Genomic DNA, 16,014 nt, shown 5'->3' with positions numbered 1-16,014 from the left:
AAACAGTGAAAATAGAATTATAATTCAGAAAGAAAAAACTTTATATATAGGGAGTTTGGATATGAGATATAGAAGACAAGACGGATTTCGATATCAATTTGAAGAGCCTGTTGCTTGTTCGTTTCGAATATTAAAGGTCGGAAACAAAGATGTTCAAAGTAAACCGGGGAAAGCTAGTATATATGATTTAAGCGAAGGCGGTCTGAAACTGACTACCCCCATTTCGATACCTTTAAACCAGGAAATTAAAGTTGAGGTTGTTTTTATATTAAATAATAATGAGTTGAAAATAACTGGTCTTTTAGCATGGAAAAAAGAAAATATAAGTGGTGATTATTCGTATGGAGTCGATTTCATCAGTGATAAAGTGTTACAAAGACAAATGATTGAGGAATTAAAGATTTATTCAAAAGGAATTGCGGTAGTTAAAAATATGGGTGTGAATAAGTAAAAAAAGTGAGGTTGGGACAGAAGGTCAAAAACGGAGGCCACTGAAAAAGTCCAATCTAGACGATTCGAGAAGTGGTAATGGCTCCGCACGTTGCACGCTTTTGAAAAGAGGCAACGGCTTCGCGCATTACTTAAAGGCCGCTGAAAAAGTGAAAATCACACTTTTTCAGCGGCCTCTTCAACAGCAATTAATTGCTTTATAGGAGTTTATGCTTACTTTCAACACTCTTTAATTTACCAATTAGCCATTTAAGGAATACTCCTATAATAATATAAAGAGGAAATGAATAGATGTAACGCCAATTATGTATTTCGTATATTTGTAGCCATATTAATAGTGGCTCTAAAGCAAATGCAAATATGCCAGAAGTTAACGTCATAACAGTGATAAATGATCTCCAACTGTGAAAATACTGATAAATTATCATGAAGATAACAGGCATATGCATTTTATGAATTTCTAAGATAGGTGCCATAAGAGGTGTCAAGCGATCAGGATATGACCATAACACCATGGTAATTCCGATTAAATCTAATATGAATGCTATGGTTGAAACTAGAAGACCATAAGTCATAATTTCCAATAGTCTACTTTTGTCTAATACAAAAATCCATATTATAAAGAATAGAAACGTCGTCGTTAAAAGTAACCACCAGTTAAAAGAGAATAACGTTTCAGTAAGCCAATAGTTATAGTGTAGTTCCCATGTTTGTTTACGAAGTTCGATGATTGTATTCCATTCTTGTTCCATATAAAACCACATCCTATAATTAGAATGTTAATTTTTTCAGCTTTTTATTCATGGATAAACAAATGGCAGCAGACTTGTTAGTTGAAGAGTTATTTGAGGGATTATAAATAAGTTACAAGCAGACAAAGCGCTCTATCCATCTAAGTCAAACGGAAGAAACTGTGCGACGCATATAGAGGATATAGAATAACTAAATTACTGCTTTAAAAAGACATGCTAACTGGTCGACAGTTGCCATGTCTTTTTGAAATAACCAAAGAAGCAACCAAGGAGGGCGCTGAAAAAGTACAAAATAGATGATTCAAGAAGTGGTAATGGCTTCGCGCGTTGCACGCTTGGTACGAGAAAACCGCTCGTAGCAAGCTTTTTAAAAGAGGCATCGGCTACGCGCATTACTTTAAGTGGACCGAAAAAGTGAAAACCACACTTTTACAGTCACTCGCAACCAAGTCGTAACACTTTCTATTAGTCGAAAGATTGACTAAACTAAGTTTGGAAGGCATAACATCTGAAGAACAGGAAAAATCAGTTTGAATTAATCATAGGAAGAAGTGGAAGAGATGAGTGAGGGGCAAAGTAGATTAGTTTGGTTTGTTAATAAACTATTTATTGCTGCACTTGTATCGTTTATTGGCTTATATTTCGTATCAACCATATGGAAGGAACCATTTATCTTTGGTTTAGTATCAATGATGGGATTCCTTCTGCTAGTTTCTGTTTTTCTAGTAATACCGAAACGCAATCTAATTCTACCAATTATTTTAATAGGATTGTCTGTCTTAGTAATTAATATTACCTCGTCTTCTCCTATTGTTTTATGGATAGGGTTACGGGAAATGAGTGCTATTATTCCGTTAATTATTTTGATTAGCCTTGTAAGTTGGATTATCGGGCATAGACCATATGTGAAAGCACTTATGAATATAGGAAAGAAGTGGATTACAACACCTGTTCGTTTTTTTGCTATTGTATCGGGCTTAACCCATTTCATTGCTTCATTTATGACGTTAGGTGGGATTGCTTTTGTTTATCAAATGTTTCGTGATGAGAAAAAGCCATCCGTAGAACAAGACGCATGGGATTTTACAATGGGGACTGCAATCATGCAGGGCTTTACAATCACTGTATTATGGACAGTTGTCCACCCAGCATTTGCTTATGGGATTGCAGGAACAAATGCTCCCCTCTTACCTACAGTTGTTAAAGGATTTGGATTAGCTTGTATTGGCTTTGTAATAAGCATTCTTATCTATCGTGTGCAATTAAAACGTAAACAAATTACAGTAGATGTGATACCTGACCTCACGATTAAATCAGGTGAAAGCCTCGATGGGTTAGTAGGGAAGTTCTTGTTCTGGCTATCATTTTTAATGGTCGGTATTTTCATGTCTAATCAGCTGTTACATATGGATATACTTCTCGCTGTACCTGTTGTAGTAGTCATCGTAACAACTCTTTATTTCATAAGTAGTAAATCAATGTCTCAATATAAAAGCCTATGGGTTAAATTGGTGAAGGTTGACATAGGGAAAAAGAAAAAGGAAATCGGACTTATATTATCAGCTGGTTTATTAGTTGGAACATTAAAGGAAACAGGATATGGCCATGTCTTATTTGAATACTTTCTGGCTGGGGTAGAGTTACTGAATATCAATATTCTTGTAGCTTTAACGTTCATTGTTATATTGCTAGGTTTTTGTGGTTTTCCACCTATCCCTGCGATGATTTTACTTTCAGGTATTTTAGTTAATATCCCTGGTGGCTATCCACCAGATTTAATAGCACTATCCTTACTTTTAGGCGTTTCAGTAACGCTAGTGATTGCGCCAGTCACAGTTCCGTTACTTCTAATAAGCAGCTTAAATGGGCGAAGTGTAGCAGAAAACGGTTTTCGTTGGAATATACTGTTTGGGGTAAGTCTACTTATTGTTGGTTTGTTATATATCCAGCTATTAACGCTATTTTAATTATTGGAAAGCTTTCTATAAATTTAAGTATAATAAAAAAAGTAAGTGAACCGGTGTATTGAGTACCAATTCACTTACTTTTTTGTTTCTCGTGCGGCTTCCTTTACTAAAGGAGAATTTAATAAATCTGATGGCAGAACATCACCAGGAGCTCGCTCAGGATAAAATACGATTCCTACACAGCGATATATATAATCGACCAATTCGCTACAATAAACTCGCTGTGGTAAATCTCTATCATCCTTTCTATTTATAATCAATCTAAAAAACCATTTAATAGCACCTTTATAATTATACTTGTTATTAATAAAGGTTTTTGCACAAGAAATAAGCAGTTTTTTTTGACTAACATTTAAATCGACTCTCATGACTTTGAAAGAAGTGTACTTCATTTTCCTGATTTTCACTCTTCTGAGAATATCAGCCTCTATAATTTCATTTGAGTTGATAGCTATAGCAACATGAGAATAGGGGGATTTTTCTAGCCAACGTATTAGTAGGCTAGTAAGGTCGTTTTGTTTTACAAAGATAATATCTCCAGTCTCTATTTTTACTGAGTCTAAGTTGTTTTCCATGATTCATTCCCCCCGTGACTTTTTCATTATTAGAATAACATTTGGATTTTTTTGGTAGATTACTATATCTATGCACACAGTTTAAATTAATGACTCCAGTTTTATTAAAAATGAATATGCCTTGAAACATTCAGTATATTAGGATAAATGAATAAAAAAGGTATTTACACTGTGAGTATAGTATAATAGTAATAAAGTAGTATATAAATGATCCGAGGAGAGTTAGAAAATGAATAACAAAAAGGGGAGTACAACAAAATTTGAAATAAACAGTGAAACGAAGCTTCAATTAGAAACGGTATTAGAAAACACATTCGATGGCATTATTATTCATGATAAAGGAAAAGTCATTAAAGCTGATGATACATTCTTGGGGATTACTGGCTATAAACTTGAAGAGATAGTAAATAGATCGTTCTTTGACTTTGTTGCACCAACTGATAAGGAAAGGGTGAAAAAGCTCTTACAAATGGGCGTACAACAGGAAAGTCATGAGTTTGTCGGTATGAAGAAAGATGGTACAAATATTTATTTCAAGATGAAATCTAGTCCTTACCCATTAAAAGGCTCTATTGTACAAATGATATCATTACAAAATATCACACAGAGTAGGTTGAAAGACGAGAGAATTGAGTTTCTTGCCTTTTATGATGATTTGACAGGTTTACCAAATAAAGTCCTATTTAATAGAAGACTTAGTCTTGCAATGACCTATGCACAATTACATAATCAAAATTTGGCTGTAATGTTTTGTGATTGCGATGGCTTTAAGAAAATCAATAGTACCCTTGGAAATCAAGTAGGGGACTCATTATTAGTACAAGTAAGTAAAAGATTAAAAGGTTGTCTTTCGGAAAATGTAACATTAAGTAGAAATATCAGTGATGAATTTACTATTTTACTTCCTAACGTTAATCAACAAGAAGCAGAACTGGTGGCTGAAAAAATTGTTGCTGCATTCAGAGAACCCTTTGAGATTGACGGGTCAATGGTTTATTTGACAATGAGTATTGGAATTAGTTTGTATCCGTTACACGGTAATAATGCAGAATCTTTAGTGCAACAAGCTGATACTGCAACATATGAAGTGAAAAGAAGTGGAAGAAGTAACTATAAATTCTACACTCCTACTATGTCTCATCAAAATTTTAACCTCTTTACTATCGAAAATGAACTGCGAAATGCAATAAAAAAGGAAGACTTTCTTCTATATTATCAGCCACAAATAGAAGTAAAGGCTGGAAAAATTATTGGTGTTGAAGCATTAATTCGTTGGCACCATACTGAATTAGGTGCAATTTCACCAGCAAAGTTTATTCCGATTGCAGAGAAATCTGGGTTAATACTACCTATTGGTGAATGGGTGCTACAAACAGCCTGTTTACAAAATCAATCATGGATAGATCAAGGATTTACTCCGTTGAAAATGTCTGTAAACTTCACTGCTAAACAATTTCAACAACCAAATATAGTTGATAAGATAAAAGAAATATTAAATGAAACGAGACTAGATCCGACTCTGTTAGAGATTGAAATTACTGAAATTGCAGCACTAGGGACTAAAGAAAATGTTATCGATTGTTTTCAGTCATTAAAAGAGTTGGGAGTTAAAGTTAATATCGATGACTTTGGAACAGGGTATTGTTCGTTTGATTATTTAAAAAAATTCCCTATTAATAAGCTTAAAATCGACCGTTCTTTCATACAAAATATTAGTGAAAATACTGATAATCAAGCAATCACAGAAGCTATTATTAGAATGGGAAAAGGCCTTGGGTTAAGCGTTATAGCAGAAGGTGTTGAGACTGAAGAGGAACTTGCATATTTAAAGCAATTAGATTGTGATGAGGTGCAAGGCTACTATTATAGTAAGCCATTATCACATGATGATATAGAACGCTATTTAACGAAAAATAATCATTACTAGATTTAAAATTGAAAGGATATTGTGTATATATGGATTTATCATTAAAGAAAATAAAATTTATAAAAACAATTCGTTTTAAATTACTTCTTATTGTAGTTGTTAGTAGCTTGATTGGGGCACCTATATCTGGTTTTTTGTATACACTCCTAAGTTATTACGAAGTCACTAATGGTGGTCTGGTTGCTAGCTTAAATCTACTAATACAGCTATTAACAATTCCAATATTGGTATTAGTGTTTTCGAACCTTTTTATTACAAAAAGGATTGACAAGATTAATAACTCACTTAATGAAATTAATAAAGGTAACTTTAATGTAGTAAGGTTGAAAGATAAGTGGGATGATGAGGTAGGTATGCTGGCAAAGAATGTATCAGCTCTTGCAGATAATTTAAACCATTATCGGGAAGAATCTCATCAGCAATCTACTATTGTAGTAGAAAAATCCCAAGCGTTTAAAGAAAAATTTGACAAACTAAAAGATAAAAATACTAATCAGCGTAAGCTATTTGAATCTTTAAGTAAAAGTAACGAGGAAGTAACTGACACATTTGATAAAACGAGTGAAATCGTGCTAGATATTTCAAGTGCAATAGATAAAACAACTTTTACTATTGAAAGTATTAATGATAGTTCAACAAAAACTGGTCAATTTGCATCAACAATTCAGGAGTCATTACAGAATATATCAGAACAAATCGACACAATACAAAATGAATCCAAAGGCACAGCTACGCTTGTTAGGGGCCTTACAACTAAAATGAAGGAAATTGAAAGTATCGTTGATTTAATAAAAGGGATAGCTGACCAAACAAATCTCTTAGCGCTAAATGCAAGTATTGAAGCCGCAAGAGCTGGTGAGCATGGAAAAGGATTTTCTGTTGTTGCAGCTGAAGTACGCCAACTAGCGGAGCATTCACTTGATGCTACAAATCAAATATCAGTAACAATTAATTCAGTCAATAAGGATGTACAATTTGTTGCTAGTTCAATGAAAGATGACAGAGATGAGATTAAAGAAGGAAGTAAAATGTTTTCTGCTGTTCATGAAAATCTTGATCAAATACTAGAACAAATGCAAAGCTTCTCAATTAATATCAATGACGTTTATTCATCGATGGAGGAAATTTCAGCTAATTCACAGGAAATTTCAGCAATCACTCAACACTCAAAAGAAACAAGTATTTCAAGGAATAAATCATTACTTCAAGACTACACATCTATTCAAGAGGGAATCGAAGAAATGATTACTAATTCAAATAAAGAGGTTAAAGGATTAATTAAGAATATAGAAGAACTAGAAGATGGTAATAACGTATAATCTTTTAGTTAAATAAACTTTACTTAGAGCTATATACAATCGTTATCTTGTATATAGCTCTTTTTAATATATCCTTTACCTTAAAAAGTGTGATTAATTTTAAGAAATATCAGTAAGCGACAAAAACTTACAAAAAAACTATTGTGATAAACAAAAAATGTTTTATACTATATGTATAGTGAAAAAGGTAAATATTTTTCGGAGGGCTACTATGCAAAACTATGTAAAGACGTTAGTAAAAACAGCAAGTTCGAAACTACAAAAAAAAATAGTGAAAAACATAGACTCTCTAAAAAAAGTCGAAAACAAAAAAGAGATAAATGAACTTGAAGATATAAAATACGCGCTAGACCAAGCGTCAATAGTGGCAATAACTGATGCGAAGGGTGTAATTATTAATGTAAATAAAAAATTTTGTAAGTTATCCAAATATACTAAAGAAGAGTTAATAGGCAAAACGCATAAAGTTGTAAACTCTGGCTATCACTCGAAAGAATTTTTTCAAGACTTATGGCGAACAATTAGTCATGGGCAAATTTGGAAGGGTGAGGTAAAGAATAAGGCTAAGGACGGTACATATTATTGGGTTCATACTGTCATTGTCCCCTTTCTAAATGAGGAAGGCAAGCCATATCAATATCTATCGATCCGTACAGATATAACAGAACAAAAAAAACTTGAAGAGATTGAAAAGATAGAAAGAATTAAAAACTATAAAAAACAATTTAATAATTTAATAAAAAATTCTCATGAAGTCATTGCCCTTCTAGATGAAAATGGTATTATCACATATCAAAGCGAGTCTCTTGAACCGGTTTTTGGTTATAATTTAGAAGATTTACTTGGTAAGAGTTGTTTTGATATGATTCATCCTAATTATATTCAAAAAGCACAGAGTGTATTTCAACAAGCATTAAAAACACCTGGGTTTCCCTTCGAATGTGAATTAATGATAGAGAAAGCAACAGGGGAATGGTGCTACTGCAATGTAGTTGTTGAAAATAAACTAAATGTTAAAAGTGTAAGAGGGATAGTGGTTAATTATAGTGATATAACAGAAAAAAAGAAACTGCAGGATATGATCCAGCATTTTGGCTACTATGACAATTTGACGGGATTACCTAACCAAAAACAGTTTGAAGACTATTTTCATAAAATGGTAACAAAACAAGGAAATGAATCTTCTATAGTTTTATTTTACTTAGACCTTGATAATTTTAAGTTTGTTAATGATTTACTCGGACTATCGTTAGGGGATGAAATTTTAAAGCAAGTGACTTATAGATTAAATACGATTGTTGAACAAAATGTATTTGTCGCTAGGGAAGTTGGTGATCGCTTTATAATATTAGTGAATAAACCAATTGATATAGAAAGCTTTGCCCAGCAGTTAATAGATTTGTTCGTTGACGAATTTATTGTAAAAAGCTATGAGTTAGATATCACAATTAGTGTAGGGATTAGTACGCTGTATGAACCTACGACTACGTTAGATGAGCTAATAAGAAATGCTAAGTTGGCAAAAGATACAGCGAAGAAAAATGGGAAGAACTGTTATTACATTTGGGTCCCTAACAAAAACATAGAAACGTATAAAGCGTATAGTCTTTTAAATGATTTAAAAAGAGCCATACAGAAGGAGCAATTCGAAGTCTTTTACCAGCCACGTATTCATGGTAAGACTAATGAAATTATTGGGGCAGAGGCATTAGTTAGATGGAATCATCCTAAATGGGGCCTAGTTTCTCCGTTTGAGTTTATTACACTAGCAGAGAAAAGTGGTGCAATTATTCCGTTAGGAGATTGGATATTTAAGAAGGTGTGTGAACAACAATTAAATTGGAAGGCGCAAAATTTACCACTGATTAAGCTTTCCATTAATTTGTCACCAATTCAGTTTTTACAAAAGGATTTCATAAAAAATATAGAAACCTATGTTAAAACAAATAATATCGATACAAAATTTCTTGAATTTGAAATAACTGAGACAACATTACTTGAAAACGAAGAGCTTTTTAGAATGACGATTCAAGGGCTAAAAAGTCTTGGCTTTAGCATTGCTATTGATGATTTTGGAACAGGATATTCATCACTATTTTATTTGAATCAATATGATATAGACGTCATTAAGATTGATAGACATTTTGTAAAGGATATTGATCAAAATGACAACAGTAGAGAAATCATTGAAGCGGTGTTACAACTAGCTCAAAAGTTAAAACTTAAAACTGTTGCGGAAGGCGTCGAGACGACCGACCAGCTAGCTCTTTTGCGTGGAATGAATTGTGATGAGATTCAAGGGTACTTATATAGTAAGCCAGTTGATGAATGCTCGTTTAAATTATTATTGGAAAAGAAAGTAATCGACAAACAAGCGGTTACTGAAGAGGAAATTCCATTCTATGATCAAAGAAAGTTCTTTCGTGTGAACTTACCATCTCCACTCGAGGCTAATATCACTATTACCCTAATTGGAGACAAGAAAGTAAGTATTGGTACGAATCTAATTTTAATAGAAGACATTGGGACTGGCGGACTACGCTTTCTTTCTAACTTGCAATTCTCAATTAGTAGAGAAATTATACTAGGGATTTCAACCACTATAGTAGGAGAAGAAATTACCTTACTAGGGCATGTAGTGTGGGCGAAAGAGGATGTAGGTAACACGAAGTTATATGGCTTTGAATTTATAATAGAAGAAAGTGATAGGGCGCATCTTGACTCATTAGTAAAACAACTAAAGGCTCAATCGCATAATATAACACTCGTTCAGAAGAATAAATTTATTACGGAAGATAAATATAGTTATATTAACAACAAACAGTAAAAAGTCTTGCTTGATAGGTTACCGGATGCTTTTCCGGTAGCCTATTTATTTTGCTTTATTACCAATTATAAAAAGAATTCATTAGTAAAAGGTTGTAAAAGAACATTAGTAATGTTTGAAAAAAATATAAATTTTTGTCGAAACGTGAGATTAATCACATAACAACATTCATAACTCATGTACTATTAATAATGAATACTAGAAAGAAAAGCTATGTGTATTCAACAAGGGAGAGATTAGAGTGAACTTAAAAAAGAAATTACTATTAACATTTTTATTACTATTGATTATTCCATCGCTAGTCATTGGAACGATATCTTATCAAACTGCAAAAGATACATTGGAACATCAAATGATGGATGGAGCAATGGGGAATACGAATATAGTTAGTCAAAAATTGGATGAAATGATTTCAAGTAAGATGGCAGAAGCCGATTTTTTGTCAAAATTAATAAAAGAGGAACTTTATAATGGTTGGGAAAGCCCTCAGGTTCGTCAAATATTAGATGACTATGTAGTCAATCATCCTCAACTTGACTTTGCTTACTTAGGAACTAAAGAAGGAGAAATGATTCGTCAACCAAATCCTGGGCCAGAATCGGAAGGGTTCGATCCTCGTACTCGACCATGGTATGAAGGAGCGATGAATGCACCTGATTCAGTGAGTATTACAGACCCATACATAGCAATCTCTACAGGAAGTATGGTAATCACTATTTCTAAAGCAATTCACGATTTATCCGGAGTTGTTGGATTACAAATGGATTTAACAGACTTTCAAGAGATTGTATCTAGTATAACAATTGGTGAGGAAGGGTTTGTCTATATTCTCGATCATAATAATGTACCAGTTGTTCATCCGGAGCTTGAAATTGGTGAACCAATCGATGCCGATTGGGGAGTATACATTACTGCAAGTGATAGTGGTCAATTTAATTATGTGAATCATAATGGACAATCTAAGAGAAGTACATTTGTCACGAATGAATTAACAGGATGGACTGTGGGAAGTACAATCAATGAAGATGAAATCGAACAAAGTGCAGCTCCTATATTTAATACTACGATGGTGGTTATTATTAGTGCGATTTTTGCTGGAATTATTATTGCAAACTTTGTTATAAAATCCATTACAAGACCGTTAGATCATTTAAAGGAAGTATCGGAAATAGTTAGTAATGGCGATTTGTCAGTACGTGCAATTAGTAAGTCAAATGATGAAATTGGTATTGTTGCATCTAGTTTTAATAAAATGTTAGATTCCTTTAGCTCAATTCTTAATTCAGTAAGCTTTTCATCGGATCACTTGGCTAGTTCGGCGCAACAGCTTACAGCAAGTGCTGAGCAAACAACATTAGGAACGGAAGCAGTATCTAATTCGATGGAAGAAATTTCGTTAGGGGTAGATGAGCAAGTAAGAATTGTTAATGAACTATCAGAGACAATGAATAACATGAATGAGAGGATTTCTAATGTAGTTCAACATGCAGAGTCTTCCTCCACTCAAGCTAATTTTGCTTCTGAAAAGTCCTCTGAGGGTGAGCAATCTATCCAAACAGCGGTTAGAAAAATGGGAGACATTAATGAATCAGTTCAAGGGTTAGGGGATTCGATCTCTGAACTCGGGCAATACTCACAGGAAATCGGTCAAATCATTGGTGTTATTACGAACATCTCAGAACAGACGAATTTACTTGCTTTAAATGCTGCAATAGAATCTGCTCGTGCAGGTGAGCACGGTAAAGGGTTCGCGGTCGTTGCATCAGAAGTACGTAAATTAGCAGAAATTTCATCAAAAAATGCGAAACAGATCACTGGTCTTATCCGAACGATCCAGAGTAAGACTGAAGAGGCTGTTCAAGCAAATGAAAAGACGACAGAAGAAGTGAATGAAGGAATTATAAGTGTAAATAATGCGGGTCAATTATTTGAAGAAATTCAAGATGCAGCTCGTAAAGTAGCTACACAAATTAAGGAAGTATCTAATTTATCTAGTTCGATTTCTGCCGATTCACTTCGTGCGGTAGAAGCGGTAGATAACTTCTCAGATATTGCTCAAAATAGCTTGACGAGTTTAGAAAGCATATCATCTGCTTCAGAAGAACAGTTGGCTTCAATGGAAGAAATAACGTCGTCGGCTAATTCCTTAACGAACCTAGCTGATGAGCTTCAGGAAGAGACGAAAAAGTATAAACTATAGCTTCTAGAAATAGAGCCATAAAAATGAAAATAATAGTAATAGCTCCGTATGATACATCGGCTCAGGTTTGTCTCAAAAGGTATAAATTAACCTATTGGGACAAACCTTTTTTAGGAATAAAGTGATAACAAAGGGATTAAGAAATTAAATCAATTACATTAACTACAATTATTTTGTTTGTATCAATTTCCTTAAATTCACACTGTCCATTATGATAATCCCAAAGAATAATACCTTCTTCACCTTTATGGATTGCATAAGTTCCGACTTCAACAGACATGAATATCTCCTCCGGTTCCATACGTATTATAATTTTGAAAGTGTCAGTACAGTACGTCTTAAATGTACTAGTAAAGTGGAGAAAAATCATTCGGTGCGACAGAAAATCCTACAAACAAACGTCAAAATTACACTTGAAAAAGTCCCTCAATACTATGAGGGACACAAATATCTTCAAAATCCACGTTTAATCAAATACTTCAACCTCAACCTCTGATTCATCTAAAAAATCACTTTCATCTGGTTCATTATTTGGTGTTGTATCTCCACAACCTACTAGTAAACTTGTAGCGAATAATGTCATAGCTCCAGTAAGTAAAAGCTTTTTCACAAAGAAGACCTCCTCAGATGATTTGGCATTTGCACTGTCATAATAACAGGAATGAAGCTTAGTGCACAGTGAATAAGGAATATTAAGATATTTTTTTATAAAAAAACATATTTCAACATGAATATTTTGCTTTTATATGAAATAAGTTTGTGAAGTTTATAAAGATTTTATTAAGAATTTTTATAACTAGTTGAACAAGATAGCTTAGTTTGATACAACAAGAGAAGAAAGATTATACTATAGGTGTGATAAAAATTGAAAGGAGCGTACATGGAACCTCGACAGAAAAATATAAGCATCAAGTCGTTACTTGAAATTTTAATAGTATCAACTAGACTCGGTTTCACATCATTTGGTGGACCAATTGCACATTTAGGGTATTTTCATGATGAGTATATTCGCAGAAGAAAGTGGATGGATGAAAAGAGTTATGCAGACTTAGTTGCCTTATGTCAGTTCTTACCTGGACCGGCTAGTAGTCAGGTCGGAATCGGTATAGGAGTGATGAGGGCTGGTATAGTAGGAGGGATTGTTTCCTTTATCGGGTTTACACTACCTTCTGTTGTAGCGCTTATTATCTTCGCTTTATTACTTCAGTCGTTTGGATTTACAGATGCAGGCTGGATTCATGGGTTAAAAATTGTTGCAGTTGTCGTTGTTGCTCATGCAATACTAGGGATGGCTAAAAATTTAACCCCTGATTTACAAAGAAAGACAATTGCTTTAGGTGCAATTGTGCTAACGTTACTATGGCAGACTGCTTTTACTCAGGTAGCTGTAATTTTAGTAGCTGGATTTATTGGGTATCTTTTATATAAACAACAGCCAGTAGATGATAAGTCTGAAGTGAAATTTCCGGTCAGTCGACGTTTCGGTAGTATCTGTTTAACTCTATTCTTCGGATTACTTATCTTACTTCCAATTGTTAGAGAAGCGACAGCCCTAAGCTGGGTAGCTATGTTTGATAGCTTTTATCGTGCTGGTTCTCTTGTATTTGGTGGAGGGCATGTTGTATTACCATTGCTTGAACGTGAATTTGTTCCAACTGGATGGTTGAGTGAGGAACAGTTCCTTGCAGGGTATGGTGCTGCTCAAGCCGTACCAGGTCCACTTTTTACATTTGCTGCGTATATTGGAGCGGTGATGAATGGATGGAAAGGCGGATTAATAGCGACAATTGCTATCTTTCTACCAGCATTTCTTCTTATTTTAGGAACGTTACCATTTTGGGATACGTTGCGCCGCAATACTAAAGTGAAGGGTGCACTAATGGGTGTTAATGCTGCAGTAGTCGGTATCTTAATTGCAGCTCTTTACCAACCGATTTGGACTAGTTCTATCTTAACTACAATCGATTTTGTATTTGGAGCTATATTATTTAGCATGCTAGTTTTCTGGAAGCTACCACCTTGGGTAATCGTATTAACTGGCGCCATTGGTGGGTTGTTATTAAGTTTTATAACAGTATTTTGAGTTTGAATGAGGATGCCTGTTTAGGAGAGAGTTACCTAATTAGGCATCCTTTTAAATACTACTTGAAGATAGATAATCGTTCATGTACGATCAAGATAATAAATCGTGATAGAATAGAGGAATCATATGGATTACCGCGACTATATCTTGGCAGAATCAATTGGTTATAGGATAAATAATACAGCTCGATTAGTAACAAATCGCTTGAATAAAAACTTTAAAGATAATAATCTGCCTGTAACACACGACCAATGGTCAATTATGATTCGGTTATGGGAAGAGGATGGACTAACTCAAAACCGATTAGCTACGTTAACCAAAAAAGATTCACCAAGTATTTCAAGGTTAATTAATAATATGGTGAAAAGGGAATTGGTTATGCGTGTACCGCATCCTGTGGATAAGCGGACGAATATGATTTTTCTAACACCTAAAGGGAAGAAGTTGCAAGTAGGGTTAATCGAACAAGCACAAAAAACGATAGAACAAATATCCTCAGGAATTAATGAGGACGAGTTAGGAATTTTTCTCAGCGTTCTGGCTAGGATAGATAGTAATCTCTCAGAATAAAAAACACTCTACGTAGACTGACCTAGTCATTTGAGACAGTAATAAAACACCTTCTTAGGCTGCCATATTACCAAATTCTTTTGGTGTGTGGTAGCCTAACTTCTCTTGGATACGCTCTTCATTATAATACCTCATAAATTCGTCTACACGCTCTTTAACTTCTTCTAAAGATAACGAATTAAATTTAACATACTGAAATTCCTCTGATTTTAGGTTAGAGTGAAAAGATTCTATTACTGCATTGTCCCAACAGTTTCCCCTACGTGACATACTACTCACTAAATTCTTCTCTTTTATTAGGTTTTGATAAGCATAGGAAGTATAGACAGTTCCTTGATCTGAATGAATGATAACCCCTTTTGGGTTTCCTCTTTTTTGTAATGCTTCATTCAATGTATCGACAACTAAAGGGATTTGTTGGTGAGTATAGATCTTGTAAGCGACGATTTGGTTATTAAATAAATCCATTATTGTTGATAAATACAGAGTGTTTGGACCATATTGAATGTAGGTAATATCGGTTACCCATTTTTGGTTAGGTTTGATTGCATAAAACTCTCGTTGTAATAAGTTCGGAGCCACAATCACAGATTCTCCTTGAGATTTCCACTTCCTCTTCTGCTTTACTCTGCATTGCAAGTGATACTTCTGCATGATCCGTTGAACTGTATTACGGTTTAACTTTATATGGTACTTACGCTTTAACAGCTCTTTAATTTTACGATGCCCATAGCGATATTTCGTTTCTTCGCAAAGGGAAATAATCGTTTCCTCCTCCACGGACAATTTGATTGATTGTGAAGAAGCCCAGCGGTAATAAGTAGCTCTTGGAACATTTAAAGCTAATAAGATGGCTGAAACAGTATATTTTTTGCGTAATGTATCTACTAGTTGGAGGACTATTTCTTTTTCAACTCCTTTTCGATCTCCAAATACTTTTTTAAGATTTCATTCTCTTGTTTTAAATGCATCATTTGTCGTTCTTTTCTTTCTTCATCATTTTGATTGTCAGGCCCATGACCATACGAATACTGTTTGCCTATCGGCTGATCGAATCTATGAACCTGATTTTCACGATACCATTTCATCCATGTTTTAATTTGAGAGACATTTTTAACTCCATACTTCTCCATGATTTCTCTATTTGTGAATTGCCCACTCATCTTATCTTTAACAACTGCCCATTTCACTTCATTTGAATATACGTTTTTGCCCATGCAAAAAACACCTCCGAATAGTACTTTTTTTAAGTGTACCATTTCGAAGGTGTTTTATAGTGTCCCAATAATTTAGGTTAGTCTAACGCTTCAATTGAAGCGTAGAGTGTTTTTTATTTATTTTTCT

At 34.1% G+C, this 16,014-nt stretch carries 13 protein-coding genes and 1 pseudogene; 9 read left to right on the top strand and 5 right to left on the bottom strand.

Annotated elements, in window-relative coordinates:
• Positions 1-61 precede the first annotated feature (61 nt).
• The gene (locus tag CD003_RS14180) at positions 62-451 is read left to right on the top strand and encodes a PilZ domain-containing protein (RefSeq protein WP_096201734.1); all 390 of its coding nucleotides are present in this window, start codon (positions 62-64) and stop codon (positions 449-451) included.
• A 196-nt stretch (positions 452-647) separates the two neighbouring features.
• Here CD003_RS14180 and CD003_RS14175 read toward each other — a convergent pair whose 3' ends face one another.
• The gene (locus CD003_RS14175; RefSeq protein ID WP_096201733.1) at positions 648-1,202 is read right to left on the bottom strand and encodes a CBO0543 family protein; all 555 of its coding nucleotides are present in this window, start codon (positions 1,200-1,202) and stop codon (positions 648-650) included.
• Between the two features lie 560 nt (positions 1,203-1,762).
• On the opposite strand from CD003_RS14175, the gene CD003_RS14170 reads away from it, so the two are divergent.
• Positions 1,763-3,169: a hypothetical protein gene (locus CD003_RS14170; RefSeq protein WP_096201732.1), complete on the top strand. Its 1,407-nt coding sequence runs from the start codon at positions 1,763-1,765 to the stop codon at positions 3,167-3,169.
• Positions 3,170-3,243: 74 nt separating this feature from the next.
• Here the strand turns inward: CD003_RS14170 and CD003_RS14165 are convergent, their stop codons facing one another.
• Positions 3,244-3,744 (bottom strand): YiiX/YebB-like N1pC/P60 family cysteine hydrolase, encoded by a 501-nt coding sequence (locus tag CD003_RS14165; protein WP_096201731.1) that lies wholly within the window; start codon positions 3,742-3,744, stop codon positions 3,244-3,246.
• Between the two features lie 229 nt (positions 3,745-3,973).
• Here CD003_RS14165 and CD003_RS14160 point away from each other — a divergent pair, with 229 nt between their 5' ends.
• The 5 genes and pseudogenes from CD003_RS14160 to CD003_RS22715 all read left to right on the top strand — a co-directional run bounded on the left by CD003_RS14160 (position 3,974) and on the right by CD003_RS22715 (position 12,017).
• Positions 3,974-5,671 carry an EAL domain-containing protein gene (locus tag CD003_RS14160; protein WP_096201730.1) on the top strand — a complete coding sequence of 566 codons (1,698 nt, stop codon included), beginning with the start codon at positions 3,974-3,976 and terminating at the stop codon, positions 5,669-5,671.
• A 29-nt stretch (positions 5,672-5,700) separates the two neighbouring features.
• Positions 5,701-6,990, top strand: coding sequence for a methyl-accepting chemotaxis protein (locus CD003_RS14155; RefSeq protein WP_096201729.1), 1,290 nt, complete (start codon positions 5,701-5,703; stop codon positions 6,988-6,990).
• 211 nt (positions 6,991-7,201) lie between these two features.
• Positions 7,202-9,817 (top strand): EAL domain-containing protein, encoded by a 2,616-nt coding sequence (locus CD003_RS14150; RefSeq protein WP_179295561.1) that lies wholly within the window; start codon positions 7,202-7,204, stop codon positions 9,815-9,817.
• A gap of 352 nt (positions 9,818-10,169) precedes the next feature.
• Positions 10,170-11,069, top strand: a pseudogene (locus CD003_RS22720) (cache domain-containing sensor histidine kinase); the annotation flags it as partial.
• Positions 11,070-12,017 (top strand): methyl-accepting chemotaxis protein, encoded by a 948-nt coding sequence (locus tag CD003_RS22715; protein WP_373558575.1) that lies wholly within the window; start codon positions 11,070-11,072, stop codon positions 12,015-12,017.
• Between the two features lie 136 nt (positions 12,018-12,153).
• On the opposite strand, the gene CD003_RS21945 is transcribed toward CD003_RS22715, so the two are convergent.
• Positions 12,154-12,297: a hypothetical protein gene (locus tag CD003_RS21945; protein ID WP_179295560.1), complete on the bottom strand. Its 144-nt coding sequence runs from the start codon at positions 12,295-12,297 to the stop codon at positions 12,154-12,156.
• 186 nt (positions 12,298-12,483) lie between these two features.
• Complete coding sequence (locus CD003_RS21940) at positions 12,484-12,627, bottom strand: hypothetical protein (protein WP_179295559.1); 144 nt, start codon at positions 12,625-12,627, stop codon at positions 12,484-12,486.
• Between the two features lie 270 nt (positions 12,628-12,897).
• Here CD003_RS21940 and CD003_RS14140 point away from each other — a divergent pair, with 270 nt between their 5' ends.
• Positions 12,898-14,100 carry a chromate transporter gene (locus tag CD003_RS14140; protein ID WP_096202358.1) on the top strand — a complete coding sequence of 401 codons (1,203 nt, stop codon included), beginning with the start codon at positions 12,898-12,900 and terminating at the stop codon, positions 14,098-14,100.
• Positions 14,101-14,226: 126 nt separating this feature from the next.
• Entirely contained in the window at positions 14,227-14,670 is a 444-nt protein-coding gene (locus CD003_RS14135; RefSeq protein WP_096201726.1) for a MarR family winged helix-turn-helix transcriptional regulator, read from the top strand.
• A 54-nt stretch (positions 14,671-14,724) separates the two neighbouring features.
• On the opposite strand, the gene CD003_RS14130 is transcribed toward CD003_RS14135, so the two are convergent.
• Positions 14,725-15,887 (bottom strand): IS3 family transposase gene (locus CD003_RS14130; protein ID WP_096199207.1). Its coding sequence is split into 2 segments (ribosomal slippage): positions 14,725-15,611 and positions 15,611-15,887, totalling 1,164 coding nucleotides; the frame shifts between segments, so codons are not numbered across the junction.
• Positions 15,888-16,014 lie beyond the last annotated feature (127 nt).

The sequence above is a fragment of the Bacillus sp. FJAT-45350 genome (genome assembly GCF_002335805.1).
Classification (GTDB): domain Bacteria; phylum Bacillota; class Bacilli; order Bacillales; family NISU01; genus FJAT-45350.
This window is presented reverse-complemented; position numbering and strand designations above follow the sequence as displayed.